Raw genomic sequence first — 26,949 nt, 5'->3', positions numbered from 1 at the left:
TCGTGAACTCTTGAAACTTGACCTACGCTGGCGCTCCGTCCAAGCAGGGTCAGTCGCGAACTACATCCGCTCAAAGGCCTCTATATGAGCTAAAATATACTTTCTAACCTTTAATACCAGAAGATGTCACACCCTCAACGAAGTATTTCTGAGCGCTAAAGAACAGGATAATCGCTGGCAAGAGTGAAATCAGAGACATGGCAAAGACTTGATTCCATGGTGTGTTGGTCGATGGATCAATGTTAAGTTTCAAGGCTAATGAAACTGGGAATTTGTCTTGTGAGGTAATATAAATCAGTGGTCCCAAGAAATCGCTAAAGGTCCAAACGAATTGGAAGATAATACAAGATGTCAAAGCTGGTTTCAGAGCAGGCACTAGAATGCGCCACAGAATGCCAAATTCACCACAGCCATCAATCGTTGCTGCTTCATCCAAATCTCTTGGAATAGACCGTAAAAACTGAATCATCATAAAGACGAAGAAAGGTTCTTGGGCAAAGAAGGAATTGGCAAGTAAAGGCACATAAGTATCCAACATGCCAAGATTTTTCCAAAAGAGATAAAGGGGTACACGTGTCACGACTTGCGGCAAGAACATCGTTGCCATCAAGAGTGAAAACATGATTTTCTTGAAAGGAAACTCAAACCGTGCAAAACCATAAGCTGTAATCGTCGCTGAAACTACCGTGAATAGAATCTTAGGCAGTACGTACTTAAAGGTATTGATAAAATACAGGGTAAAAGTATAATCCCCTTTGGTATTCCAACCGTCAATATAGGCTTGGAAATCTAGCTTTTTAGGAATAAACCCAATCGATGTAAAAATCTCGTTATTCTCTTTAAAGGATGCGCCAACTAACCAAATAATCGGATAGAGCATAATCACTGCAACCAATGTCAGCACGACATATCTGATCACCGCTGAAACTTTTTGATTCTGAATTTTTCTTTTTTCAGATAAACTAGGCGTCATTTTCCACCTCCATCAGAATAGTAAACCCATTTTCTTTGACTGGCAAAGAGCACGATAGTTGAGCCGACAATCAGGGCAAATAGAATCCAACTCGCAGCACTCGCATAGCCCATATCAAACTCCTTAAAGGCTTTATCATAGATAAACATCGACGCCAGATAGGTCGAGTTGAGCGGTCCTTTCCCTGTTACGATGTAAGGCCCATTGAACTCTTGAAAGGCATTGTTGAGCTGCATGACGAGATTGAAGAAAATTGTCGGTGTGATGAGTGGCACAGTGATTTTCAAAAACTGTGTCAATTTTGAGGCACCTTCTAGACTTGCTGATTCGTACAGTTCCCCCGGAATGTCTTTCAGGGCGGCTAAGAAAATCAGCATGGCAGAACCAAATTGCCAAACTTTCAAGATGACAAGGACAATCATCGCCCCTGCCGCTGTTGACAACCAGTCAATCGGATGAATACCAAAAGTGCCTAAGAAAGTATTGACCAAGCCTTTAGGTTGGAACATTGAGCGCCAAAGTACACCAACCGCAATGTTGCCTCCTAAGATTGACGGAATATAGTAAGCCGTCCGATAGAAACTGATCGCTTTGAGCTTAAAGTTCAGGATAAAGGCGACAAATAAGGCAAAGCCTAATTGAAGCGGTACAGTCGCAACCGTATAGATGACTGTTGCTTTTAAAGAGGTTCTAAATGTTTCATCTTTAAATAAGTTGATATAATTTTGTAGCCCTAGAAACTCAGGTTTCTGTCCAACACGTGCCAGAGAATAATCTGTCAACGCATAGTAGAATGAGGAAAGAATCGGCCAAATTGTTAAAACGATAAACCCGACGAGCCAAGGCGCTACAAAAATTAAGCCAATTTTTTTATTTTTCATTGCTTAATCTCCTAAGTGTAATAAGTTGGAATAATTTATTTTTTATGCTGTAAATGACGATGGGAACAAATATGTCTATCTGCTCCCATTAAGTCTCCTGATTATTTCAATTTATAATCTTTAGCAAGTTTGGCAGCTTGTTCTTTCGTTTTCGTGTAAACATTTTTAGCTGCTGTTTTCAAATCAGTTTTACCAAGCTCTACAGCTTCGATTTCAGTTGTATAGATTGTTGTCAATGTGCCATCTTCATAGAAAGGCGTTTCATTAATTTTCACTGCTTCTTTTGCGTAGTCAAAACCTTCCTTCATGAAGCCAGTTAATTGACCATCCTCTGTCAAGACTTCAACGGCTTTACTTGATGCAGGAATGCCACGAGAAAGTCCAAGTGTTTTGTTAGCTTCTTCACCATTCAGGAAGTCATTCAAGAAAGTCCCAACTTGTTCTGGATTCTTTTCGTCTTTCTTAACACCAAATAATAGTGATGGTTTAGACAAGAGGTTGACTTCTTTGCCACCTTTTGCGATTGGATAGTCAACAATAACTAACTCATCGCCAATTTCTTTCAAAGATTCATAGTCAGATGTAATCCCAGCATTCCAACCAATACCTCCGCCATATTCACCTTCCAACCATTTTTTATTCGTTGCAAGTGAAACAGGTTCTGTTCCGACATTTTCAAGGTAATCTTTACGTGAAACGAAGACACGTGCATCAGCCATTTCTTTATACCAAGTCATGGCATCTAAGTAATCTTGTTCAGACCAGTTCAAATCGCCTTTTTCATCAAATTCAGCTTTACCAGTTTTTTGTTGCAACCAAACAGTTACAGGGAAACGCCAAGTTGGCGACGCAATCATAAACGATCCTTCAGGTAATTTCTTAGCAGCTTCTTTATAGTCATCCCAAGTTTTTAGAGTTGCAACATCAATACCATTACGTTCATATTCTGATTTATTGACATACATGACAATTGTATTTTGACCATAAGGTACAGCGACTTGTTTGCCATCAACTTGACCAAATTTCAAGAAATCTTTGTCATAAGTTGATAAATCTAAGCTCTTGATGGTAGATAGGTCATAGAAACCGCCATTTTGTCCAAACTGAGGGACCCAGTTATAGAGCAAAGTTGTGATATCAGCAAGTGTATTACCTGCGTAACGAGTTGTAAATACTTGGTCCAAATCACCAAAACCACTAGGCTCGCCTTTAACCGAGATATCTTTATGTTCTTTCTCGAAACCATCGATCATATCTTGTGTTGCTTTGTGACGGTCATCATTGCCCCACCAGCTAAAGCTGACTTCTACTGCGCCTTTATTGCCAGAAGAACTTGTTTTCTTCTTACCTGCCGAACAACCTGCTGCCAATGTTACCACCGACAGAACCGTAACTGCACTTAGTGCCACTTTTTGCCATTTTTTCATTTTGTAAGCTCCTTAAAATTTATAATTTATGTTTATAGGTTACAGAGGAAGATTCCCCTAAGCATTAACATGAGTCATTTTTAAACCAAATAATCATTAAGATGTGATTTCACAAGTTCAATATGACTTGAGTCATTTGTAATCGCAGCACCATTTTTAAGTGAGTACTCAGTCAAGCTTTCAAGATCTTCCTTGTCTGCTAAGATGTTGGCACCAATCCCTGTTTGATAACTGGCATAGCGTTTCGCTTTAAGGTCTGACAAGAATTTATCAGCACGAATCGCTGCTGCTCCTTTCAAACCACGAGCGAAGGTATCAAATCCAGCAATGTGAGCTAGGAACAAGTCTTCTGGCGCAAAGGATGACCGACGAACTTTGGAGTCAAAGTTAATCCCACCGGGCGCAATCCCATTGTTTTCCAAGATTTCAATCATGACAAGGGTTGTATCAAACACATTTGTCGGGAACTCATCTGTATCCCAACCCAATAAGACGTCGCCTTGGTTGGCATCGATTGAACCAAGCGCATCATTGATACGTGCCACTGTCAATTCATGTTCAAAAGTATGACCTGCTAAGGTTGCATGGTTCCCTTCAAGGTTGAGTTTGAAGTCATCTTGCAAGTTGTATTTCAAGATGAAAGCAAGGGTTGTTGCCGCATCGAAATCGTATTGATGTTTCGTTGGTTCTTTTGGTTTTGGCTCAATCAAGAATTGTGGTTTATGACCAATTTTTTCGCCATAGGCAATCGCCATTTTGAAAAGACGGGCGATATTATCTTGTTCGAGTGCCATGTCTGTGTTGAGAAGTGATTCGTAACCTTCACGACCACCCCAGAAGACGTAGTTTTCACCGCCGAGTTTTTTAGAGATGTCCAAACCTTTTTTGATTTGAGCTGCTGAGTAAGCAAAGACATCGGCGTTGTTTGATGAGCCTGCACCATTGACAAAGCGTGGATTTGAGAACAAATTGGCTGTATTCCAGAGCAATTTAATCCCTGTCTCATCCATCTTTTCTTTGATTAAGTCTGTGATGATATCCAAGTTTGAGAAAAATTCTTCAAGCGTGTCACCTTCTGGTGCGATATCAATATCGTGGAAACAGAAGTAAGGCGCATCCAATTTAACTAGGATTTCGAAGAATGCCTCAACACGATTTTTGGCTGTTTCAAGTGGTGTTGCACCAAACCAAGGGCGTTGGTTGGTCGCATTACCAAATGGATCTGAGCCGTCTTGCGTCATGGTATGCCAGTAGGCAATCGCAAAACGTAAGTGTTCTTTCATTGTTTTGCCTTCTACAACTTCTTCTGGGTTGTAGTGACGGAAGGCGAAGGGGTTTTTACTCCCAACACCTTCGTATTGAATTTTCTCTATCTCTGGAAAATATGCCATTTTTTCTTCCTCCTGCTTTTCAAAAGCTTTAAGTTTTTAGTTAGGTTGTTTAATAGACAAACGCCTTATTCTTTATCTTATCAGCAATTTGACTCCCCTTCCCAATGAATTACCTCTAGTTAGATTGTTCGAAAAACCAACTTATCTCTATTGTAATCGCTTCCACCACTTTTGTCAATACCTTTTTCAAAATTTTTAAATCAATAACGAACTTTTTAAAAAAAAACTTACTAAAATGGATTCTTTTATCCTAAAAATAGCAAAATTCTCTCAAATATAAACAAATAGGCTCAGTCTCCTGAACCTATTCATCCTGTATTTAAAATGCTATTAGTAAGCCTGCAACCATTATTCTTTTAGATATTGTTTCCATCTAACACTAGATTGATGTTTCAGCAACCAATTAACAACTGTTTTTAGCAACGCTAAATTTTCTTGATTAAGCATTCCCTCGCGATTATGGGCAGGCACATAGCCTGCAACTTTGCCACTCCCATAAAAATGTCGCCAGCCTGCGACTGACTCACCCGCATCTGAAAAACTCCGTAGGAAAATGTTGGTAAACTCATCAACGAAACCAACTTGATAATGTTCATCATGGATGACAAATTGCCTCGGTGCCTCGGCTAATTCACACTTATAGGTTACCGCCAGTGGCTCTGGATGTCTGACAAAATAACCTTTTAACATTTGGATGTAGTCTGAATCTATCGGATAGTTGGACATACCCGAGTGGAGTGCAAGCCAGCTACCTCCATGAGCGACATAAGTCGTAATCTGAGTACTTATTTCCGGTGTTAGCCACTCACTTAAGCCAGTTTGTTGCAACATATATCGGTTTTCACTTGATAAAATCACTAAATCTGGATTTTTGGAGAGTGCGTCAGCTAAAGCATCTAAAGGGACATTTTCATAGATGACAGCTTCATCTAACAAACTAACAACACGCTGAATGCAGTGATCTATTACTCTCCCCTCATGAGAGTAATCTCCTGTTATGCTAATGATTGTTTTAACCATTTTATTTGACTCCAAATCTATAGTGAATTGTCTTAGAAACTTTTTCATCTGGCAAAAGTGCGATACTTCCCCATTCAGGGTGATGTGGTAAATCAGGCAACTCCTGAAACTCAATCGCTAATCCTAACTCTTTTGTCATAGGTCGATTGTTCACATCAGTATCGCGATCCCATCCACTGGCGCTGTAAATAATCACGCTACCAGCCTCGCTCGTCACGTCTAGTCGTCTGCCGCTTGCTTCATCGTACAAAGTAACATAGTGTTCACGCGCATTGCCATCAAAAACAAAAGCTGTATCCAAGCCACTTGGCAGGGCGCTGAGGGCGACTTCTAGCGGTTTAGCCGTCGTAAAGTCATAGGGGGTACCCTTTACGGGCAAAAATGTTCCTAGGGGAATGAGCTCGGCATCTGTTTCCAGAACGTGCGAGGCTGAGACTTCAAGGCTCTGTTGACGAATAGCCGTTTTCAACTCACCACTGAGGTTGAAATAAGCGTGGTTAGTTGGATTAAAGAAAGTGGCAACTGGTGACGCTCCCGTAAAAGTCATGCTGAGCTGTTCTCCTACCAAGCGATAAATGACTTGCGCTGTAATCGGACCCGGGAAACCAGATTTATCATCGACATAACTAAAGATGACACTTATCTCGTTGTCAATTTCTTGCCAATCCAACTCCCATTCTTGGAATGACCAGCCTTGCGAGCCACTATGGAGGGAATTCGCATTTTCGTTGGCTTCTAAGCTTAATGCCCCAATTTGTGCCCGTTTAATCCGACCAGCAACTGGCCCTACAGTCGCACCAAAATACTGTAAGTCAGTGGCTAATGCTGAAATTGGTGTGACATTTAGGACGACATTTTCAGCGACACCCTGCCTATCCTTTGCCAAGACACGATATAAATGCGCCCCGTAAGCGACTAATTCAACTGTGAGACTTTTATTTTCTAATCTGACTAGCTGGGTTGTTTTCCCCTCTCCCAGACTAACTTTTTCGACTTTTACACTCATAATTTTACCTTTCTACGATTTCATTTCATGAAACCTTGAAACTTGACATCCGCTCACGCTTCTGCCAAGCGGGGTCATTCGCTCAAAGACACTTGATTTGATTAATACTTAACACCTCTATTGTAACACGATGTTGGGGTGATGCTTAACAAAAATATGCGCTCCCTTGACAACAGGAAACGCACATATTTTCATGATGTCGTCTAAGAACTAGATTATATCATTATATTAAATAGAGAATTGTAGTTAATTTGATATCAAAATTAGCTAAGGAGGCTCAATGTTTATCATGCAATCGTTTCAGCAACAGGTGGTTAGGTGTTGATGTTGACCACAATTCTCTAATATACTCAATTAAGCAACTAAAGCGAACATTTTTGGCTATTTTTACTTAAATGAGTGTACAATCTGGTTAAATTAAGACCATTGCCAGTTTTCAACTTCTGGAATATCTTCACCATTGGCACGAATGTAATCATGGTGGAAGTTAATGGTATCAGTCATTTTTTGTGAGAAGGCTGCTGCTTCAGCACCATAAACGGCATTTGCGGCGTCTTGTGCCAAATGGAAACGGTCCATTTCACTAAAGACACGCATATCAAATTGAGTTGTGATATCCCCATTTTCACGGTAACCGTGGATAAAGACATTGTGATTGTGACGATCAAAGAAGATGTCACGAATCAAGCCTTCATAGCCATGGAAAGCAAAGACAATCGGCTTATCTGTCGTGAAGTAAGCGTCAAATTGTTCATCTGTCAAGCCACGTGGGTCAACATTTGGATGGCGCAATTTGAGCAAATCAACGACATTGACAAAGCGAATTTTAAGCTCAGGATAAGTCGCTTTAAGAATCGTTACCGCAGCTAAGGCTTCCAAGTTAGGCTCTGTACCCGCAGCAACAATCACCAAGTCAGGTTCTTCATCTGCAGCAACAGTTGATGCCCAATCAATCACTTTCAAGCCTTCTTTAACCAAGATTTCAGCTTCTTCAGCAGAATAGAATTGCGCCCGTGGTTGTTTTGAACAAACAATCAAGTTAATCAATTCTTCTGATGCCAAAGTTTCAGCCATAACTGCGAGCATGGTATTGGTATCTGCTGGCAAGTATTCACGGATAAATTCTGGTTTCTTCTCAGACAAATGTGTCAAGAGACCCGGATCTTGGTGGGTATAGCCATTATGATCTTGTTGGAAAACAGTTGAAGTTGCGACCAAGTTAAGCGATGGATAATGTTTGCGCCAAGGTTGTTCTTTGGCTTTACGCAACCATTTGAAATGTTGGGTAATCATTGAGTCCACAACACGGAAGAAAGCTTCATAGCTGGCAAAGAAACCGTGACGACCTGTCAAGACATAGCCTTCTAAGAATCCTTCACATTGGTGCTCAGATAACTGACCATCAATGACACGTCCAGCTGGTGAAATCCATTCATCGTAGTCTTCTTTTTTAGCACCCAACCATTGGCGGCTGGTCACATCAAAGACTGATGCTAAACGGTTTGATTTGGTTTCATCTGGTCCGAAGATACGGAAATTTTCTGGATTGGCCACGATTAAGTCTTTGGCATATTTACCAAACTCAACCATATCTTGTGCTGAAATGCTACCTGGCTCAAAGTCAAGTGCGTGTTTCTTCCAATCTGTGATGACCATTGGTTTCGGATCAATCCCACCATTTGTCACAGGATTCGTTGACATCCGACGATCGCCTTTTGGCGAAATCTCACGGACTTCATCACGGATTGTCCCATTTTCATCGAACAACTCTTCTGGACGATAAGATTTCAACCAATTAACGAGGTCGTCAATTTTTGCCATATTGTGGGCATCCACTGGAATTGGCACTTGGTGAGCACGGAAGCCCCCTTCAATTGGTTCATTATCCCACGATTTTGGTCCTGTCCAACCTTTTGGCGTCCGAACAATCAAGACAGGCCAAGCTGGCATAGTTGCTTCTTCTGCTTTGCCTTTGCGCGCTTCTGTTTGAATGGCTTTAATTTTTTCAATTACTTGGTCTAATTTTTCAGCCATAACGGGATGAACTTCAGTCGCATCAGTGCCTGACACGAAAATCGGATCCCAACCGAGGCCTTCAAAATATTTGGTTAAATCAGCATCCGATTTACGTTCCAAAATCGTCGGATTCGAGATTTTACCACCATTGAGATAAAGAATCGGCAAAACTGCACCATCATTGACTGGATTGATGAAAGTATTTGAGAACCAACCTGCAGCAAGCGGGCCTGTTTCAGCTTCACCATCACCAATAACTGTCGCCGCAATCACATCTGGATTGTCTAAAATCGCACCTGTGGCGTGAGAAAGGGCGTAACCTAACTCGCCACCTTCATGGATAGAGCCGGGTGTTTCTGGCGCAGCATGAGAAGCAATCCCACCAGGGAATGAGAAAATTTTACATAACTGTTTGAAACCTGCTTCATCTTGTGTGATTTCTGGATAAATTTCAGTATAGCTGCCGTCAATGTATGAGTTGGCAACCATCACCTGTCCACCATGACCCGGGCCTTCGATGTAGAACATATTGAGGTCATATTTATTAATCGCACGATTAAGATGCGCATAAATAAAGTTTTGACCAGCGATTGTTCCCCAGTGACCAATCGGATGATTTTTGACATCTTCTTTTTGAATCTCTGTTTTTAATAAAGGGTTGTTTTTAAGGTACATTTGGGCAACAGCAATATAGTTAGCTGTCCGCCACCAAGCATCAACTTTTTCAAGATAGGTTGCCGAGTTATAATCTGTCATTTTTGTTCTATACTCCTATTTTATATTCTAGTCATGATTTTCAAAATTATAAAATCAAGTCACTATTTTTCTGTTACATCAATTTCAAGTTCTTTTTCTAAAAATTCGCCTAATTTTTTTTCTTCACCAGTAGATTCATTTTTGATTTCCCAAGTTTTTCCAATTTCATTTTCTTTCGTAGGTACTTTTTCAATTGGTTGTTTTTCATCTTCCAATAACAAGGCGCCATATTCAAAACCAATTAAAAAATATGCCTGACGTTTTTCATCATAGGTCGCAAAAAATAGGTATGTTTCTCCAGCATGAAGCTCAATATCACCTTCCTCTCTTACTTCAATCCATTCTTCACTTTGATCAATAGAGCTTTTTCCAGATTGTGCTCTTAGTCTATTATGTTTCTGTCTTTCATCTTCTGGGGCATTCTTGTATCTTTCTTTCTCTTTAATAATACCTCCTGACCTGATAAATTGAACTTCCCCTGCAGCATCACCTTCTAAACTTTTTAAAATTTCCAATTTACCATAGGTATTCGGAATAAGATTGTCACTTTCTACACCAGCTACATTCGCATCTACATCAGCTTTGTCAATAGATACAACCTTTGCTATAAAAACATCGCTACTTATTTCTTGTAATTTTTGAGGGTCTGTTTTATCATACATCGTGAATGATTCAATAACAGATTTTTGAACAACAGAACGATCAATCCCATCTAGATAGGAATAATAATTAGCAACTTCTTTAACTTTATTTTTTGAGCTAACTATTTCAGAACTACTATTTAATTTCGTTTTATTAGAGCTATTTTCCTTTGAAGTTTGTTTGCTACATCCAGCTAGAATAAGAATGAAAAACAAACCAATCATTACTCTTTTCTTCACCGTCCATAAATATCTATAATTTTATTACTAGCATCCCTATCTACTTGACGTGGATCACCCTCTACTGTTGGATACATGACACTGCTTTTATCATTAACGTGGGCTAGCCCTAATGCATGCCCCATCTCATGACGCGGAATCCTATCTCTCATATACGAATTGTTTTTGTAGTGTTGATTTAATCGCACAATAGAATAATAATAATTTCTATTTGGTACAGCTCCTCCTGTCGCTACTGCTCGTTCGCTATCGTCAAAAAATTCTACATACCCGCCAATTCCACTTCTAGAATCTGTATAGCCGTAACAATCAATATTCGTACCATAATTACTTCCCTGTTTATGCATATAAATTGGGTTATCCCAACCAGTATACATCCAATTTTGTCTTGCATTATCAATATCACCCGTAAAATTACTAGCACTTGATGAAATGTAGTATCGAATATTCCCGACTCCATACATTAATGTCCCCCAAAAATCTAGGTGGTTTTGTTGCCTCTACTCTCGAAATACACACCACCGTTGACAAGAAAAGTACAATAACTAATATACATTTTTTTATTTTCTTCATCACTCCCGTCATTTTTTATTCTAACTTTTTGTTTCCCCATTAAATCATCTTTAAATCTATAAATTTTAGTTTAAATCCAATAAGTCATGACTCAGTGTTTTAGTTGCACCGTAAACTTGTGTATAAAGGGCATATAGTTTGGCATAGGCTGCAACATGGTCAGGGTTTGGTGTGAATTCATCTTTATAATGCACAAAGACTTCAGCAGCCTCGGCAGCGTTATCAAACCAACCTGCACCAATGGCAGCAAGCATCGCAGCGCCAAGTCCTGGACCTTGCTCAACCGTCAAATTCACAATCGTCGCATTGAAAATGTCAGCTTGCATCTGTAACCAGTCAGGGTTTTTCGCACCTCCTCCGACAGAAACGATGCGTTCAAAATGACGACCGGCAACTGTTTCCATCATCACTTGAGAATCCTTGAGTGAGAAGGTAATCCCTTCAAGCATTGCTTTTGCAAAATGCGTCAAGGTGTGATGGGTATCAATGCCGATAAATGACCCGCGAATTTGACTGTCCACGTGTGGTGTCCGCTCGCCGACAATATAAGGCGTGAATAACAAGCCATCTGCACCTGGTTTGATAGCCGAAATGCCTCCGAGTAATTCTGGAAAACTTTTATCTGCTGCGAAGGTATTTTTGAACCAATCCAAGCTATTGCCTGCAGCTAATGTCACACCCATCGAGTAGTAATCGCCTTTGGCAGCATGGTTAAAGAGATGAAGTTTGCCTTGGTAATCTGCAAGTGCATCGTTTTCAAATGATAAGAAGACACCACTCGTCCCGATAGAGCACATGCCTGCACCCTCTTGAATAATACCCGACCCAACAGCCGCACACGCATTATCCGCACCGCCTGCAAAGACTGGCACATCTACCTCAAAGCCAAATAAGGCTTTCATATCATCTGTCAATACACCAATCTGGTCTTGGGATTCAAAGAGTTTCGGCAAGCGCGCAATCGGGATATCAAAGGTATCCAAGATTGGCTGTGCCCATTCTTTTTTGGCAATATCAAGTAGCAAGGTTCCTGCTGCGTCTGAGAAATCTGTCGCAAAAGTACCCGTCAACCAAAAGCCTAAATAATCTTTTGGCAACATCATGTAGCGGACTTTTTCCCAATTCTCTGGTTCATTTTCTTGAATCCAGAGGATTTTGGGTAGCGTAAAACCTTCTAGGGCGATGTTTTTGGTCAAACTTAAGACTAAATCGCCTGCTTTTTCAGTAATTTCCTGACATTGCTTGGTTGTCCGCACATCATTCCAAAGAATGGCTGGTCGGATCGATTGTTTGTTCTCGTCCAACACCACCAAACTGTGCATCTGACCTGAAAAACTGATACCCTTGAGCTCTGTTTTGATTTTTGGTGAGGTTTGAATGAGTGCTGCGATGACTTGTTTCGCTGCCTCAAGCCATTGTTCTGGCTCCTGTTCGCTGAAACCTGTTTGCGGGGTCAAAATCGGGTAAGTTGCACTTGCTTCACCGACGACATCGCCTGTTTCATTCATCAAAAGACCTTTGAGCGAACTCGTGCCTAGATCAATCCCTAATACGTATGCCATATGCTATCCTTTCGTGTTAAAACTTATTGGTTTGTTTTACGAACTAACTTACAATGTTATTGTACCTTGTGATTTTTGTTTTGTCAAGCCTTTCCTAGAATTTTTTTGACTATCAAAAATGGCAAATTTGTTTTTTAATAAATATCACTATGAACTCTCATTTAAAAATATTTTTGGATATATTTGATGTCATTCATGGCATAGAAATATTGTTCGTACAAAATTGACATTATGAATAGTTGATATATTTCAGGTCGTTTATGACATTTTCGTTTTTAAATTGTGAAAATGCGCTCTACCAAACTTATCAACGAAATAACTTGACTTGAGTTATCATCGACAAAAAGCAGCTCTTGTTTCCTCACTAAATTATCACAGTAAGTGAAAACTTACTTTCTATTGTGACTTCAAGCCATAATATGATAACGCTGCCCCTCTTTCGAGGAACAGCGTTATTTTCATTTAACAACAAATTGGGTATATCCTTATCTCAGACTAAGACCACTTATATCATTAAATTTACCACCTTCAAACTTTTCAATTGCTTTTTCAGCCAGATGCCAACCAAGAAAAATATTGATATCACTGATAGCATCAATAATTCGCCCACGATTTTCTTTGTTATCCCTTAATTCTTTTAACAAATAGGGTTTGATCAACCGCTTGTCCAAGTTCCCCTTTGTCCTAGCAATATAGGCTAATCCCAATGCTGCGTTGCCTCTTATCGGATTCATGCTTCAAAAGTGTCGGACAAATTTCTTGCGCTTGTAAGCAGTCAATGTCACTTTCGCCAACTGAAAGCGGTAATAACATCAACTCTTCCAATATGCCCTGACTTAAAATCTCTCTCGCTTCCTGTAAGGTATAGCTATCCAGTGCTTTATACCTCAAATCATCCATCATAAACTCCTTTAATCTACTTTATAAACCGCAACTCTAGTCAACGCCTAAAAGATTGTCCAGCGACTTAGATTTTTTTCAAAAATCAAGTCTACTGTACAGAGCGTGGCACGTTACCTCTAGCTTTTCCGTATGCCACTAAAGTGGCAACTACAAAGTCATAGTGAAAAAGATAAATCACCGAACCATGTAATTTCCTTTTTCATACAGAGTTTAGTGTGGTTTAACACCTTTTGTCTTATACTCTAAGCCTGCTGTAACAAGTCAGACTACGACTGATACAAGTGGTAATAGGCGCCTTGCGCCGCCATCAAGTCATCATGACTGCCAGACTCCAACACGCCACCTTTGTCGATATAAAAAATGCGATCAGAATTTTTTATCGTTGATAGTCTATGGGCGATGATAAAGGAAGTCCTACCGACTAAAAGTTTGTCCAACCCATCTTGTAGCAAAGTTTCTGTTTTGGTATCAATGCTGGAAGTCGCCTCATCCAAAATCAAAATTTTAGGATCCGCTAAAAGCGCCCGCGCAAATGAAATCAATTGACGTTGTCCAGCAGATAGAGTGCTGCCCCGTTCTTTGACTTCGGTGTTGTAACCGTCCTTTAAGTCAACGATGAAATCATGCGCCCGTACAATCTTAGAGGCTGCGATAACCTCTTCTTCCGTTGCCTCTAATTTACCGTAGCGAATATTCTCCAGAATGGTACCTGAGAAAATGAAGGTATCTTGCAGCATGACGCCCATTTGCTGGCGTAGGGATTGCAAGGTCGCGCGCCGAATATCAACGCCATCGATCAAAATCTCACCTGAGTTGATATCGTAAAATCGGCTGAGGAGGTTAATCACGGTCGTTTTTCCTGCGCCTGTTGGCCCAACTAGCGCAATAGACTCGCCGGGTTGAACATGAAAAGAGATTGCTTTGAGGATTTCTTTCCCTGTCTCGTAACCAAAGGTCACCTGACGAAAGACAACATCTCCCTTAATCGGAGGCAACTCAAACGCATCTGGTGCATCTTGTATGTCAGGATCGACATCCAAAGTCTCAAAAATTCGTTCTAAATAGGCGGTCGCTGTAATCAGAGAGTTATAGAAATTGCCAATGTTAATCACAGGATTCCAGAAATTATTGATATAACCAATAAAGGCAATCAGAGTTCCTGTCGAAACTTCTACACCAATCCCCTTAATTCCCATAAAATAAATCAAGCAAGTGGTCAAAACAGAAATATTTTGCACCCCCGGCCACATCAAAAATTGAATATAAATCGCCTTCATCCAAGAGGTCTGATAGTCATGACTCACCTTAGAGAAAATCTTAAAGTTTTCAGCTTCACGTGAAAATGATTGGGTGACTTTGATGCCTGAAATACTTTCATGGATATAGGCATTCATATTAGACTGTTTGTTGCTCAAGGTTTGATACGCCTTGCGTTGGGCATTTTTAATCAGCATGACAAAGATAAACAGGATTGGCAATAAACTCAAACTATACAAGGTCAGTTTAAAATCAATGGCAAACATGAAAATCAAAGTCACGATGACACTGAGCATATCTGAAATCAGATTAATCAAGCCATTGGACAGGAGATCACTCAGTGAATTAATGTAATTGACTACTCGAATGAGAATTTTTCCATGTGGTCGGCTATCGAAATAAGAAAAGGGTAATTTTTGCAGATGTTGAAAGATATCAAACCGCATATCTTTCAGGACATCTTGCCCAATGATTGTAATTGATTTAATTCGATACCGCATACACCAGCCCATCACGATAATTGACAGTACAAAGGCGATCGTTATCAGCCAAAGCATACTGAGATTTTTCTTTGGCATGACATCATCAATCACCAGTTTGGTGAAAAAAGGGCCTAGCATAGCTGCAATATTTGCGATAAAAATGATCCCTAATGTCGCAAATATTGACTTTTTATAAGGCGTGATATAGCGAAATAATCGTTTGAAATGTGCGGCATTAAAGCCTTCTTCTAATTCTTCGTCGACATCAAATTTATTTCTTGCCATTATCCCCCACCTCCATTTCCAAATCAAAATGACCTAATTGTTTGCGATACACCTCATAGTAATAGCCTTTTTGTGCCAGTAAAGTTTCATGATTACCTCTCTCGACAATGCTACCATGCGCCATAATAATAATTTCATCCGCTTCCTTAACCGAAGAAATACGATGAGCAATGATAAAAGTGGTCTTATCCGTCGTGATTTGATCCAACTCTTCCTGAATCTTGGTCTCCGTCTCCATATCAACAGCGGATGTTGTATCATCCAAGATTAAAATCGACGGATTTTTCATCAAGGCACGGGCTAAGGAAATCCGCTGTTTCTGCCCTCCCGAAAGACCAACCCCACGCTCGCCAACAATAGTATCGTAGCCTTCTGGCATTCCTTCAATAAAATGATTGGCATCCGCAATCCGTGCCATTTTCCGAACTTCATCGCCATCAGCACCCGGTACGCCAAAGGCAATATTTTCTTCAATGGTATCAGAAAACAAAAAAATGTCTTGCATGACGAGCGCGATATGATCGCGTAGCTCCCGCACATGCCATTTGCGTGCATCAACACCATCAATCTTAACCACGCCAGATGTCGGATCGTAAAACCGCGCAATCAAATTGACCAAGGTTGACTTACCAGAACCCGTCTCCCCAAGAATACCAATCGTCTGACCAGGCACTGCTTTTAATGAAATGTGCGACAAAGCTGCCACATCGGGGGCATCTGGAAAGTGAAACGACACATCATCAAATTCAACATAACCTTTCAGATGTTTGGCAGACTTTTCTGATTGAATCGGAATTTGTGTTTCTGCTTGTAACATATCACGAATTTTGACAGATGAGGCAATAAATCGTTGGACATCATTAATCAACCAGCCACTCATGCGCATCGGCATGTCAAGCATCCATAGAACACTACTAAAAGTCACTAAATTCCCCAAGGTCATCTGACCATTAATCACAAAATAGCCCCCTAAAGCAAGGGTAATCACAGCTAAACACCCTGCCAAAGCATCTAAAACAGGCAAATATTTTCTGGAAATATTGGCAGAGTCAATGTTGCGTTGTCTAAAGTCATCGTTATGTTGATTAAACTTTTCGATTTCAAATGCTTCACGCGTAAAAGCCTTAACAACGCGATTACCGCTGATATTTTCCTCTACCATTGAATTAAGGCGTGAAAAACTTTCTCGAATTTCATAAAACAGGGGACGCGCTTGGCGAGACATCCTACTGGTTAAATAACCAATCAAAGGTGTGACCACCAGTAAAGCCAACATCAGGCGCCAATCAATCGTTGCCATGAGCAGCACTGCCGAAATAAAGAGCAGACCATTTTCTAGTAGGGTATAGACGACCCAAGAAACAAAATGCCTGATTGCATCTGTGTCTCCTGTCATTCGCGCCATGATATCACCAACTCGTGTCTGATTAAAAAAGCCAAAGTCCATTTCTTGTAATTTGATATACAAATCCTCACGAATTTTGTAAAGTGTCCTTTGCCCGATTTGCTCAAATAAAATTTGATAGGTATAACGCATGATGATTCGAGCAATGACTACGCCATACATACTAGCCAAGATTGGCACTAACAGATTGATCTTCCCCTGATTAATCACGATATCTACCAACTTACCGCCCAATAGTGGAAAAACAATTGCTAAAGCAGATGTTATCGTCACTAGAATCAGTGCAAAAAAGATACGCCATTTGTAGACCTTAGCATATTGCCAGACCCATTTGATACTTTCCATTATCTCTCCTTATGTTTTATTTGAACTTCAAGCTAACTTCTTGTCAACGCTAAGTGATAAATCACTAAGGCATATTGCCTTTAGTTTTTCCCTACATCGCCCAAGCGACAATTGCAATGCCATAGGAAAATAAAAAATTTGTCCATGCAAAATCTTTTATCATGTTTTGATGCCTTGCTTGCTTTCTATCTTACGCCAAATATCAGACAAAAAGAATGGTCAATTTTATCAAAGATGATAGACAAAATGATTTGTTTTAAACTACTCACTAGATAAAATCACACATTTATCAGGTATTGCAAAATTATTAACAAGTTGTAACCATCATCCTATACGATATAAATGTAAGTTATCAAAACAGTTGAGCGTAATTGCCGCAAGGAAAATGCTATGTTTTTGTCGTTAAAATGGATGATAATGCTTTTATTGGCAGTAATTTAATCAACGCTAATAGTCAAAGAAGCTATTTTAACAACGCCAAAAAAGTCCTAAGTCAAAAGTTTGAGGAAAGTCAAGCTCAGTTCGTCACCTTGAATGACTTGTACAAGCAGCTTGGGAATAATGAAAAAGAGACGATAACATGATTGTTGTGATAGATAGAATTGTTTTAGCTTTATTATTTCACAGAATAAAGTTAAAATAGTCCTAACGGAGAAAAAATATGTTACAGCTCAACTCAAAAAATTTTAATCCTGAAATTCTTTATATTTTCGATTGTCAAAATAGCGGACCTTGTAGCAGCAAACATCATTGTCATGATTATCTGGAAATGTCTATCGTCATCGATGGTTCGGTTGATTATATCATTGGTGATCAAAAAACGCGCATCGAAAGCCAAACAATCTTGCTCTTCAATCCCGGCGTTTATCATCACGAAACTTATGAAACTGGTATGGCTTCAACACAACTTCATATCGGCTTCCGAAATTTCAATTTACAGGGTGTCTCTCGGGATAATTTCCCTTTTAGTTCCTCAATTATCAAGCTTAATGAATTTGAGCGTGACTTTTTTGAGGTCTGTCAAGAAATACTGGCCGAAAAATCAAATGGCTCCCCCGGCTATGACCTGATGCTCAAAACACTCGTTATGCAACTCATCATCTTCATCTTACGTGACTCCGCGACCAATCACTTGGAAACCAATGCACTCAAATTATCGTATGAGGCACAAGAAAAACAAGCGATTATTCATGCTATCATTGGCTATTTAGAGGAACATCACACTGAAGAGGTCAGCCTATCTACCCTCTCACAAACACTCTACATCAGCCCAACCTATATCTCCCGCATTTTCAAAGAAGAAACAGGCGAATCCCCGATTAATTATCTGATTAAATTGCGACTAGAGCGCGCTAAAGAATTGCTAGAAAATCAGGCAACCATGACTGTTAAAGAAGCCGCTAATCAAGTCGGCTATCAGGATGCCTATTACTTTAGCAAATTATTTAAAAAATATTATGGCAAAGCACCTTCTGCCTTTTTCAAACGTCAATAAAATGCCTGTCCTAAGACAAGCATTTTATTTTTACTCATATTTTCCAGCATTGGCACGGGATACCTTGCGCATGCGACCTTTGATTTTCTCAGTTTGCAAGGCTTTAAGGACTTGCTTGCCTTTGCCATTCAAAATCTCGACAAAAGTCGAGACATCGATAATTGAGATAACCCCAATATCATCGCCAGTCACCCCCTGAATGCTGGTAATCGCACCCACCACATCGCCTGCCCGCAACTTTGTTTTCTTGCCAGCATTGATATGCAGCTTCATGATATCATCCTTAAACACAGCACTTTTCGCTGTTTTCACGACCATTTCACGTTTTTGTTTTGCGGTAAATGTGGGCAAGCGCTTCTCGACTAGACTGATACTTGGCAGTTGCATCTCAGTGATTTTAGCAGCGATAGCCAGCTGCGCAGACTCAATTTTAGCAAAATCACTTCTTTGGGCACTGCTGACCAATGAAACAGCCTGTCCTGTTTTCTCAAAACGCGCTGTCCGTCCGATACGATGTGTGTAACTTTCAGGATTATCAGGCAAATCATAATTATACACCGCTGCGATATCCGCCACATCAATCCCACGCGCCGCCACATCTGTCGCAATCAAGAACCTAAAGTAATTGTGTTTAAAGTCGTTAATAACACGCGTTCTATCGCGTTGTTCCATGCCACCATGCAAGGTTTCTGCCTTGACATTTTTTTGAGCCAAGAAATCTGCGATGGCATCAACTGCTGCCCGAGTATTGGCAAAGATGATGGCTGCGTCAGGATTGCCAAGTACTAAGAGTTGGTAGAGGTTCTCTAACTTGTCAACTTTATCAACCAAGTAGAAAGTCTGTTCAATCCGATTTGCCACAGTATTTGTCGCCTGTACTTCAATCAATGCAGGTTGTTTGATATAAAAGTCCGACACATCCATGACCGCTTGCGGTAGGGTCGCTGAAAACAAAGCAACCTGACGTTTAGTTGGCAACTGCTCAAAAATCGCATCCACCTGTGCCATAAAGCCCATGCTGAGCCTCTCATCGACTTCATCTAAGACGACGAACTTGACTTGGTCAAGCTGAATCGTGCCTTGGTCGATATGATCCAACAATCGGCCAGGTGTCGCGACAACGACGTGCGTCCGCTCTTTAAGGTTACGCGCCTGCGCTTGAAAGGACGAATGGCCGATTAAAGTTTCGACTTTAATCCGCTTAAAACGTCCAATGTTAAAGATTTCCTCGCCAATTTGTAGCGCCAACTCGCACGTTGGTGCTAGGACAATAGCCTGCGGGCGACGTTCTTCCCAGACGATATTTTCGACTAAAGGAATGGCAAAAGCCGCTGTCTTGCCACTCCCTGTTTGTGATTTGACTAATAAATCTTGACCTTTAGCAAATGTTGTAATCACTGCTTGTTGCACCTGAGTAGGTGTTGTATAATTCAAGGCTGTCAAAGCCTTCTGCGTTTCTGCACTAATTTGTAGTGCATCAAATGTATTTTCCATATTGCCTGATTATACCATAAAAAAGGCCTGCTGACGGTTAGTATTTACCGTAAAATAAAAAGAAGATCATCTTCTTTCAAGTATTTTAATGAAATATATCAAACTGAATCAAGCGGTCAACCCCAAACAGCTGTAGGATAAATTGTATGGCAATGACGATTGAGATAAATGCCAGAATTTTTTGCTTTTGGACTTTTCGTGTCGCAATCTGTTTTTTATAGTTCTCTAGTAGGCCTTGTTTATCTAGTAAAATTGAATCAACGTATAGCGATTTTTCGGACAAAATTTTCCAAAATTCATCCCAAGACTTGTCCTCTAGGACTGAAAAATTTAAAACCAGTAACTTTTGACCTGCTTTCGTTTCAAGTAACTTTTTCTGAGCTTTCTCAGGGAATGTTTTTGCTAATGCCTCTGAAAAACCTAGTAATATTTGAAAACTATTACCATCCTGAAATGTTTCATCATAAGCCAAAAAGTCTAACTCATCCAGTTTGATAGCCTTTAAAACTTGTCCTGAAAATGTTAATGTCTCCTGCTCCAATTTAACGGCAAAGGGATAGGCTAACAAACGTAAAGACAAACCGATTGCGAGAATGACAACTAAAATAAGGCAGATAACTGGCAGGACAATCCCTATCCCATCTTCACCTAACGTATCCAAAAGAGGTAAAGCAAAGAATAGAAGTACGAAAAGAATACTCCCCAAAAATAAAACCGTTGCAACACGTGAAAACAGGTTCCCTCGATTATAGTTAATTGTCATTATTTTTCCCTCACAAGATGATAAGTTGCGACAGTCTTACCAGTCTGCCAATCACACACAACGAGCGATGCCAATTTATTTTGACGCGCAGGATAAATCCAAATATAGTTGAGATGTCTATCTGCTTCATCAAGTTTAAACCCAAGCCAACGCATCTTATCATCTTTACCTTTACTGATTGTCCGATTATGGCTCGCATAATCATAGCTGAACCAAATATCACGTTCATCATCAGAAACACGAATTTGCTTAATGACGTTAGCCTTTCGGCTATCAAGTACAATCGTTTTCCCTGTTGTCTCATCTGTTCCCTTATAAATGCCACGCTGAGAGGCTGGAAAATAATAAGTCAGCATCGGATAAAGTTTCAATAAGCTAAATAACAATAGGCCAACAAAAACTGCCAGCAAATATAGGCGCCACCCTAAAATTTTAAAATCCTTCATATTCTTCCTAACTTTACTATCATATAGACATTATTTTATCATAACCAAGCCTATAAAACTAGTTTCTCTGCAACAAAAAAATCATTAATCTGTACCACTACCAGTACCGATTAATGATTTTTCATCTTCTTTATTGACCAGAAACATCTGGCATCGCATGCATATCTAACAGCCATATTGACTCTTTAACTGCCTTGATTTTTCTTGCGATTTCAAACCACTCTACTTCTAAGCAGGACTTTTCTTCTTCCGTCAATTTTGTTGTAATTAATTTAGCTTGGATGACAATCGTCATCCTACGTTCTATATCAGGATAAGCCTCTTTAATATGCCTCAGTAAGTCCTGATAAAACTTTTCTAAACCTTCTAGTGAGTAGTTTTTTTCATCTAAAATCATCTCATCATTTTTCATCATCTCTATTCACTCCTATTCTTGACGATTCCATTGGTATTATATTATATTTTTTATGACAACATACAACTCTTCAATCATCACAAAAAACAAGTGAATATCTAACATTTCCATTGCTATGATTGTCTTGATTCTTCGAGTCATTTCTAAACAGCCTGACTTTATTATCATTGTCACTTTTGTAGAAAAGCAGGTCTTAAGGTAGCTAGTATAACTAACCAACTCGAGTTGACCATTCATTTTATAAAAACTCCTATCCCTTTTCTTCAATAATTTTTGATAGAAATTCTTAAACCTTTCGAACGAATTGCCATTTTCCCTCACCTACCATCTCCTTTCCATTTCAAATCATTTTAACCTAACCTATCGCTTACTAAATATGAATAGGTAAGCCATCTGCAAGTTCAGCAGTATCCATGATTGCTTCACCAAGAGAGGGGTGCGGATGAATTGTTAATGAAATATCTTCGGAAGTTAGACCATTTTCCATTGCTAGACTGAGTTGTGAAATCAAATCACTCGCACCTGGACCAACAATTTGTCCACCAATGACTACGTGGCTTGTCTTATCTGTAATAATTCGAATAAAACCTTCTGTTGACTGCATGGTAATCGCTCGACCATTTGCCGCAAAGGGGAACTTAGAGATTTTAGCATTTAACCCTTTTGCTTTGACAGAATCAGGTGTCTCTCCAACTGTAGCAAGCTCAGGTTCTGTATAAGCAACAGCAGGAATCGCAACGGCACAATTAATCACGTCTTGACCCGCAATCGCTGCTGCGGCCACCTTGCCCTCATAGCTTGCTTTATGCGCGAGAGCTGGACCTGCAACCACATCGCCAATAGCGTAAATATTAGGGACAGATGTTTGTTGCTGATTATTCGTTTCAATCAAGCCACGGTCTGTCAACTTAATATCTGTCGCATTGAGACCTAGATTGTCTGTATTAGGATGGCGCCCGACGGATACTAAAACATAATCGCCTCTAACCGTTTGTGTTACACCAGCCACTTCATAGGTGACCGTCACACCATTTTCATCCTGTATCACACCTTTAGCTTTAGCACTTGTCACAATCTCTGCGCCTTTTTCTTTAAAGTCACTAACGATGACCTTGACCATCTCATCATCAAAACCGTTCAAGATTTTTGGCACCCCCTCGATAATCGTGATCCGGCTTCCTAGATTAGCATATGCGCCCGCAAGTTCCGTCCCAATAACACCTCCACCAATGACGATTAGGTGCTCAGGAATTTCTGGAAGTGATAAAACACCTGTCGAATCCACTACTCGTCCCTCAAACTTAAAACCTTGAATTTCAATGGGATGCGATCCCGTCGCAATAATCGCATGTTTAAATTCCAAAAGCTGAGAAGTATCACTGGTCATCACATTGACAGTTTGATTGTCATTAAAACGTGCTTCGCCACGGATAATCTCTACCTTATGCTTTTTGAGTAGCATTTCTACACCACCTGTCAAGGTATTGACAACAGTATTTTGTTTCCAGGCTTGCGTCTTTTCCCAATCTAGTTTGGCACCTGTTATTGTCAGGCCAAATGGACTATCATGTGTTGCGGCATGAAGGGCATGTCCTGCGCTAATCAGCGCTTTTGAAGGGATACAGCCAACATTTAAACAAACACCACCAATATTGCCTCGCTCTACAATCGTCACACTTTGGCCTAATTCTGCTGCCCTAATTGCTGCTACATAACCACCCGGGCCACTGCCAATAATAACCGTATCCACTGCTCTTGCTTGTGTTCCTACAACCATTTTTACACCTCCATCAGTAAATATTTGGGATCGCCGAGTAATTTTTTAAGATAATTCATAGCGCTTTGTGCGAGCATGCCATCAATCAAGCGGTGATCAAAGCTCAAGGATAATTTCATCATCTGTCCCACCACAATGTCACCTTCTGCATTAACAATAGGTGTTGTCGCAATCGTACCGAGTCCTAAAATAGCACTTTCACCAACATTAATAACAGGTGTAAACCAAGCGCCACGAGCTGATCCGATATTTGAAATCGTAATTGTCCCACCACTCATATCTGTCGGTTTCAATTTGCCAAGTTTTGCTAACTCTGCTAGTTCTCCAACCTCTTTGGAAATGGTCAAAATAGATTTTTGATCAGCCTGTTTGATTACGGGTACAAATAAACCATTCGGTGTATCCACTGCAATGCCAACATTGTAATCTTTAGCATAAACAATTTCTTGAGCAGTCATGTCAATATGGGCGTTTAATTCCGGGAATTTACGAACAACTGCGACGAGTGCTTTTGTCACGTAGGGCAGATAGGTTAATTTGATACCTTGTCCCGCAACTTGTTCTTTATAGGCTTTGCGATGTGCCACGATGCCCGATACTTCCACTTCGTCAAAGAGTGTCACGTGTGGTAGGCTTGTCTTTTGTGCCACCATATTTTTAGCGATTGCCTTACGAACAGGTGTCATCGGCACGCGACCAACTTTCACTACTTCAACTGTCATTGGCTCAGTTTCAGTGATTTCTACTTGCGAGGCTACTATATTTTCATCTGGTGCTTGTACGACATGACCTGACGCTTCGAAATGCTTCACATCTACTAATGTAATATGATGATGGCGACCAGTTGCTGGCACCCGCGTTAGATCAATACCGTTTTGACGCGCATATCTACGGACACTCGGCATAGCCTGCACGCGACCATTGACAACAGGTGCGCCAATGGTGCTGTTTGCCGTTTTATCTGCTGTAACGGTTACCGTTTCAACACTAGGCGTTTCTGATATTGCTTTTGTTTCAACTGCTCCAACTGTTTCTCCTGTAGCTATTCCAGTACCTTCACCATCAAATTCAATCAAAGGTTCACCGACAGCGACGACTGTTCCCGCCTCAACAAAAAGTTTTGTTACTGTTCCACTAAAAGGCGATAAAATTTCCTGTAACAATTTATCATTTTGGATTTCAGCAATAGCATCTTCTGCCTTAATAACATCGCCAACTTTTACTAACCAAGAGGCGATTTCACCCTCGGCCATTCCTTCACCAATATCTGGCATTTTAAAAATTTCAGTCAAAATCAATTACCTCCTTTACTGCGTTTACGACATCAGTCATATTTGGTAGCCAATCATTCTCAGCTAAGGCAAATGGATAAATACTATCTGGTGCGGCAACACGACCAATTGGCGCCTGCAATGCCATGATAAAACGTTCTGAAATCTCACTCATGACCATGGCGCCAATCCCTGCCTGACGTTGCGCTTCTTGTGCGACCACGACACGGCCTGTTTTATTAACAGATGCCCCAATCGTTTCAATATCAAGCGGACTAACTGTACGCAAATCAATTACCTCGGTATCAATCCCTTCTTTTGCTAATGTTTCAGCAGCCTTTAAGCTGACTGGTACCATGCCACCGTAGGTGATAATCGTCACATCACTCCCCTCACGGACGACCTTTGCCTTGTCTAATGGTGTTGTATAGTAGCCTTCTGCCACTTCACCTTTTACACCCCGATAAAGTCGTAAATGTTCCAAAAAAATCACAGGGTCGTTGCTTTCGATAGCAGACAGCAGCAATCCTTTAGCATCTTCTGCTGTGGCTGGCATGACAACCCTGAGGCCCGGTGTTTGTGCCATCAATGCCTCTAAATTATCCGAGTGCATTTCTGGCGTATGCGTGCCGCCACCATAAGGTGCTCGCACAACAATCGGAAAAGTTCGCTGATTATGAAAACGAAAACGCCCCCGCGCCATTTGTCCTGCGATAGAATCCATAACTTCATACACAAAACCGAAGAACTGAATTTCCATAATCGGGCGATAATCTTGTGTCGTTAATCCAATTGCCAAGCCACCAATGCCCGATTCTGCAAGTGGTGTATTAAAGACACGTTCTTCACCATACTTATCTTGTAGCCCTTCCGTTGCTCGAAAAACACCACCATTTTTTCCAACATCTTCACCAAAAATTAAGACATTCTCATCACGTTCAAGTGCGATATCAAGTGCTTCAGTGATTGCTTGAATATAAGTTTTTACCGCCATACTTATTTACCTGCCTTCTTAAATTTTTCAATTTGTTCCTGTTGGGCAAAGCCTGAAACCTCTATCGTTGATACAATAAAATCTGAAATTTTTTGTTTGGGTACATTATCTGCCATTTTAACCGCATCATCAATTTTGCCATTGACTGCTTCAATATAATCTGTTTCCATGTCCTCGTCCCACAAGCCTTTATTTCTTAAATAACGTCGGTAACGAACAAGTGGATCAAATGTCCAAGCCGTGTCAATTTCTTCCTTAGTGCGGTAACGCAAAGGATCATCACCACTCATAGAATGCGGCCCAAAACGCTCGACCAAGGCTTCAATTAAGACTGGTCCACGACCCGAAACTGCCCAATCACGCGCTTGTTGACTGGCAAGGTAGCAAGCCAAAGGGTCCATGCCGTCAATCACAATACTTGGCACACCCGCAGCCCAACCTTTAGCCGCCAAATGTGGTGCTGCTGTTTGCAATTTTCTTGGTGTCGAAATCGCATATCCATTATTTTGGATGAAGAAGATTGCGGGTGCCTGATAAGCACCAGCAAAATTAAGTCCTTCATAAAAGTCACCTTGGGAAGAACCGCCGTCACCTGTGTAACAATAGGCGACATTTGCTTTACCACGTTTTTTTAAGCCTAGTGCTACACCAGCTGCCTGAACGTGTTGGGCACCGATGATAATTTGTGGCATCCAAGTTTGCAGGTCATCCATTTCATTGCCAACTTGATGGCCGCGTGACCATAAGAAAGCTTTTTCAATTGGTAATCCTTTTAGAATCATCTGCGGCATATCACGATAACCAGGGAGTAAGTAATCTTCCGCTTCAAAAGCATAGCTTGTTGCTGTTTGTGAGGCTTCTTGACCAATCGTTGGTGCAAAGAAGCCTAGTCGACCTTGCTTGGCTAATTTGGTTGCGCGATCATTCAAGGTTCTGGAAAATACCATCCGTTCCATCAGCTCTACAAGTGCTTCATTTGATAGCTTGACCCGACTTTCTCCCTCGGCATCAACGACCTTCCCAGTTTCATCAAGAATTCTTAAGATTGGAAAAGCATCCTCTTGTGCTTTAAGCTGTGCTTGAAAATCTAAAATTTTTTCGACATGTGACATAATATCCTCCATTTTTTCT

General features: G+C 40.6%; 24 protein-coding genes. 2 read left to right on the top strand and 22 right to left on the bottom strand.

The features are described 5' to 3' along the window. Positions 1-103: 103 nt before the first annotated feature. The 14 genes from ACYQ21_RS00400 to ACYQ21_RS00335 form a co-directional block, all read right to left on the bottom strand. Positions 104-973 carry a carbohydrate ABC transporter permease gene (locus ACYQ21_RS00400; RefSeq protein WP_460054006.1) on the bottom strand — a complete coding sequence of 290 codons (870 nt, stop codon included), beginning with the start codon at positions 971-973 and terminating at the stop codon, positions 104-106. Beyond that, positions 970-1,854 carry a carbohydrate ABC transporter permease gene (locus tag ACYQ21_RS00395; RefSeq protein WP_460054005.1) on the bottom strand — a complete coding sequence of 295 codons (885 nt, stop codon included), beginning with the start codon at positions 1,852-1,854 and terminating at the stop codon, positions 970-972. Before ACYQ21_RS00395 ends, ACYQ21_RS00400 begins: the two co-directional genes overlap by 4 nt. Positions 1,855-1,955: 101 nt before the next feature. After that, the gene (locus ACYQ21_RS00390; protein WP_460054003.1) at positions 1,956-3,281 is read right to left on the bottom strand and encodes an ABC transporter substrate-binding protein; all 1,326 of its coding nucleotides are present in this window, start codon (positions 3,279-3,281) and stop codon (positions 1,956-1,958) included. Between the two features lie 80 nt (positions 3,282-3,361). Further along, entirely contained in the window at positions 3,362-4,672 is a 1,311-nt protein-coding gene (xylA, locus tag ACYQ21_RS00385; protein WP_460054001.1) for a xylose isomerase, read from the bottom strand. A 348-nt stretch (positions 4,673-5,020) separates the two neighbouring features. Further along, the gene (locus ACYQ21_RS00380; protein WP_460053999.1) at positions 5,021-5,692 is read right to left on the bottom strand and encodes a ThuA domain-containing protein; all 672 of its coding nucleotides are present in this window, start codon (positions 5,690-5,692) and stop codon (positions 5,021-5,023) included. Position 5,693: 1 nt separating this feature from the next. Continuing rightward, the gene (locus ACYQ21_RS00375; RefSeq protein WP_460053997.1) at positions 5,694-6,698 is read right to left on the bottom strand and encodes an aldose epimerase family protein; all 1,005 of its coding nucleotides are present in this window, start codon (positions 6,696-6,698) and stop codon (positions 5,694-5,696) included. Positions 6,699-7,115: 417 nt separating this feature from the next. Further along, positions 7,116-9,470: a phosphoketolase family protein gene (locus tag ACYQ21_RS00370; protein WP_460053995.1), complete on the bottom strand. Its 2,355-nt coding sequence runs from the start codon at positions 9,468-9,470 to the stop codon at positions 7,116-7,118. A gap of 62 nt (positions 9,471-9,532) precedes the next feature. Next, positions 9,533-10,351, bottom strand: a complete 819-nt coding sequence (locus ACYQ21_RS00365; RefSeq protein ID WP_460053993.1) for a hypothetical protein — start codon at positions 10,349-10,351, stop codon at positions 9,533-9,535. Continuing rightward, entirely contained in the window at positions 10,348-10,815 is a 468-nt protein-coding gene (locus ACYQ21_RS00360) for a matrixin family metalloprotease (protein WP_460053991.1), read from the bottom strand. The genes ACYQ21_RS00365 and ACYQ21_RS00360 overlap by 4 nt, the downstream gene beginning before the upstream one ends. A gap of 174 nt (positions 10,816-10,989) precedes the next feature. Beyond that, complete coding sequence (gene xylB, locus ACYQ21_RS00355) at positions 10,990-12,486, bottom strand: xylulokinase (protein WP_460053990.1); 1,497 nt, start codon at positions 12,484-12,486, stop codon at positions 10,990-10,992. 485 nt (positions 12,487-12,971) lie between these two features. Next, the gene (locus tag ACYQ21_RS00350; protein WP_460053988.1) at positions 12,972-13,220 is read right to left on the bottom strand and encodes a hypothetical protein; all 249 of its coding nucleotides are present in this window, start codon (positions 13,218-13,220) and stop codon (positions 12,972-12,974) included. Beyond that, complete coding sequence (locus ACYQ21_RS00345; RefSeq protein ID WP_460053987.1) at positions 13,171-13,386, bottom strand: hypothetical protein; 216 nt, start codon at positions 13,384-13,386, stop codon at positions 13,171-13,173. Before ACYQ21_RS00345 ends, ACYQ21_RS00350 begins: the two co-directional genes overlap by 50 nt. A gap of 269 nt (positions 13,387-13,655) precedes the next feature. Beyond that, a complete protein-coding gene (locus tag ACYQ21_RS00340) occupies positions 13,656-15,413 on the bottom strand; it encodes an ABC transporter ATP-binding protein (RefSeq protein ID WP_460053985.1) in 1,758 nt (585 codons plus the stop codon). Next, a complete protein-coding gene (locus tag ACYQ21_RS00335) occupies positions 15,400-17,163 on the bottom strand; it encodes an ABC transporter ATP-binding protein (protein WP_460053983.1) in 1,764 nt (587 codons plus the stop codon). The genes ACYQ21_RS00340 and ACYQ21_RS00335 overlap by 14 nt, the downstream gene beginning before the upstream one ends. Before the next feature lie 407 nt (positions 17,164-17,570). On the opposite strand from ACYQ21_RS00335, the gene ACYQ21_RS00330 reads away from it, so the two are divergent. Beyond that, positions 17,571-17,747 carry a hypothetical protein gene (locus ACYQ21_RS00330; protein ID WP_460053982.1) on the top strand — a complete coding sequence of 59 codons (177 nt, stop codon included), beginning with the start codon at positions 17,571-17,573 and terminating at the stop codon, positions 17,745-17,747. A gap of 77 nt (positions 17,748-17,824) precedes the next feature. Continuing rightward, entirely contained in the window at positions 17,825-18,658 is an 834-nt protein-coding gene (locus ACYQ21_RS00325; protein ID WP_460053981.1) for a helix-turn-helix domain-containing protein, read from the top strand. A gap of 30 nt (positions 18,659-18,688) precedes the next feature. Here ACYQ21_RS00325 and ACYQ21_RS00320 read toward each other — a convergent pair whose 3' ends face one another. From ACYQ21_RS00320 to ACYQ21_RS00285, 8 genes are all read right to left on the bottom strand, one after another. Continuing rightward, positions 18,689-20,152 carry a DEAD/DEAH box helicase gene (locus ACYQ21_RS00320; RefSeq protein ID WP_460053979.1) on the bottom strand — a complete coding sequence of 488 codons (1,464 nt, stop codon included), beginning with the start codon at positions 20,150-20,152 and terminating at the stop codon, positions 18,689-18,691. An 85-nt stretch (positions 20,153-20,237) separates the two neighbouring features. After that, positions 20,238-20,915: a hypothetical protein gene (locus tag ACYQ21_RS00315; protein ID WP_460053977.1), complete on the bottom strand. Its 678-nt coding sequence runs from the start codon at positions 20,913-20,915 to the stop codon at positions 20,238-20,240. Further along, positions 20,915-21,361 carry a hypothetical protein gene (locus ACYQ21_RS00310; protein WP_460053975.1) on the bottom strand — a complete coding sequence of 149 codons (447 nt, stop codon included), beginning with the start codon at positions 21,359-21,361 and terminating at the stop codon, positions 20,915-20,917. Before ACYQ21_RS00310 ends, ACYQ21_RS00315 begins: the two co-directional genes overlap by 1 nt. A 130-nt stretch (positions 21,362-21,491) precedes the next feature. Beyond that, the gene (locus tag ACYQ21_RS00305) at positions 21,492-21,776 is read right to left on the bottom strand and encodes a hypothetical protein (RefSeq protein ID WP_460053973.1); all 285 of its coding nucleotides are present in this window, start codon (positions 21,774-21,776) and stop codon (positions 21,492-21,494) included. Between the two features lie 370 nt (positions 21,777-22,146). Next, entirely contained in the window at positions 22,147-23,553 is a 1,407-nt protein-coding gene (lpdA, locus tag ACYQ21_RS00300; RefSeq protein ID WP_460053972.1) for a dihydrolipoyl dehydrogenase, read from the bottom strand. Positions 23,554-23,555: 2 nt separating this feature from the next. Next, the gene (locus ACYQ21_RS00295; protein ID WP_460053970.1) at positions 23,556-24,845 is read right to left on the bottom strand and encodes a dihydrolipoamide acetyltransferase family protein; all 1,290 of its coding nucleotides are present in this window, start codon (positions 24,843-24,845) and stop codon (positions 23,556-23,558) included. After that, positions 24,838-25,818: an alpha-ketoacid dehydrogenase subunit beta gene (locus ACYQ21_RS00290; protein WP_460053969.1), complete on the bottom strand. Its 981-nt coding sequence runs from the start codon at positions 25,816-25,818 to the stop codon at positions 24,838-24,840. Before ACYQ21_RS00290 ends, ACYQ21_RS00295 begins: the two co-directional genes overlap by 8 nt. Before the next feature lie 2 nt (positions 25,819-25,820). Continuing rightward, positions 25,821-26,942 carry a thiamine pyrophosphate-dependent dehydrogenase E1 component subunit alpha gene (locus ACYQ21_RS00285; RefSeq protein WP_460053968.1) on the bottom strand — a complete coding sequence of 374 codons (1,122 nt, stop codon included), beginning with the start codon at positions 26,940-26,942 and terminating at the stop codon, positions 25,821-25,823. Positions 26,943-26,949: the final 7 nt, after the last annotated feature.

The organism is Pseudolactococcus yaeyamensis, from assembly GCF_054658615.1.
This window is presented reverse-complemented; position numbering and strand designations above follow the sequence as displayed.

Bases quoted from the DNA above. Each gene is read 5' to 3' on its own strand.
- ACYQ21_RS00285 (WP_460053968.1), bottom strand. From the start codon at position 26,942: ATGGAGGATATTATGTCACATGTCGAAAAAATTTTAGATTTTCAAGCA.
- ACYQ21_RS00315 (WP_460053977.1), bottom strand. From the start codon at position 20,915: ATGACAATTAACTATAATCGAGGGAACCTGTTTTCACGTGTTGCAACG.
- ACYQ21_RS00305 (WP_460053973.1), bottom strand. From the start codon at position 21,776: ATGATGAAAAATGATGAGATGATTTTAGATGAAAAAAACTACTCACTA.
- ACYQ21_RS00360 (WP_460053991.1), bottom strand. From the start codon at position 10,815: ATGTATGGAGTCGGGAATATTCGATACTACATTTCATCAAGTGCTAGT.
- ACYQ21_RS00375 (WP_460053997.1), bottom strand. From the start codon at position 6,698: ATGAGTGTAAAAGTCGAAAAAGTTAGTCTGGGAGAGGGGAAAACAACC.
- ACYQ21_RS00320 (WP_460053979.1), bottom strand. From the start codon at position 20,152: ATGGAAAATACATTTGATGCACTACAAATTAGTGCAGAAACGCAGAAG.
- xylA (WP_460054001.1), bottom strand. From the start codon at position 4,672: ATGGCATATTTTCCAGAGATAGAGAAAATTCAATACGAAGGTGTTGGG.
- ACYQ21_RS00290 (WP_460053969.1), bottom strand. From the start codon at position 25,818: ATGGCGGTAAAAACTTATATTCAAGCAATCACTGAAGCACTTGATATC.
- ACYQ21_RS00330 (WP_460053982.1), top strand. From the start codon at position 17,571: ATGGATGATAATGCTTTTATTGGCAGTAATTTAATCAACGCTAATAGT.
- ACYQ21_RS00380 (WP_460053999.1), bottom strand. From the start codon at position 5,692: ATGGTTAAAACAATCATTAGCATAACAGGAGATTACTCTCATGAGGGG.
- ACYQ21_RS00395 (WP_460054005.1), bottom strand. From the start codon at position 1,854: ATGAAAAATAAAAAAATTGGCTTAATTTTTGTAGCGCCTTGGCTCGTC.
- ACYQ21_RS00345 (WP_460053987.1), bottom strand. From the start codon at position 13,386: ATGGATGATTTGAGGTATAAAGCACTGGATAGCTATACCTTACAGGAA.
- ACYQ21_RS00400 (WP_460054006.1), bottom strand. From the start codon at position 973: ATGACGCCTAGTTTATCTGAAAAAAGAAAAATTCAGAATCAAAAAGTT.
- lpdA (WP_460053972.1), bottom strand. From the start codon at position 23,553: ATGGTTGTAGGAACACAAGCAAGAGCAGTGGATACGGTTATTATTGGC.
- ACYQ21_RS00370 (WP_460053995.1), bottom strand. From the start codon at position 9,470: ATGACAGATTATAACTCGGCAACCTATCTTGAAAAAGTTGATGCTTGG.
- ACYQ21_RS00340 (WP_460053985.1), bottom strand. From the start codon at position 15,413: ATGGCAAGAAATAAATTTGATGTCGACGAAGAATTAGAAGAAGGCTTT.
- xylB (WP_460053990.1), bottom strand. From the start codon at position 12,486: ATGGCATACGTATTAGGGATTGATCTAGGCACGAGTTCGCTCAAAGGT.
- ACYQ21_RS00310 (WP_460053975.1), bottom strand. From the start codon at position 21,361: ATGAAGGATTTTAAAATTTTAGGGTGGCGCCTATATTTGCTGGCAGTT.
- ACYQ21_RS00325 (WP_460053981.1), top strand. From the start codon at position 17,825: ATGTTACAGCTCAACTCAAAAAATTTTAATCCTGAAATTCTTTATATT.
- ACYQ21_RS00390 (WP_460054003.1), bottom strand. From the start codon at position 3,281: ATGAAAAAATGGCAAAAAGTGGCACTAAGTGCAGTTACGGTTCTGTCG.
- ACYQ21_RS00335 (WP_460053983.1), bottom strand. From the start codon at position 17,163: ATGGAAAGTATCAAATGGGTCTGGCAATATGCTAAGGTCTACAAATGG.
- ACYQ21_RS00350 (WP_460053988.1), bottom strand. From the start codon at position 13,220: ATGAATCCGATAAGAGGCAACGCAGCATTGGGATTAGCCTATATTGCT.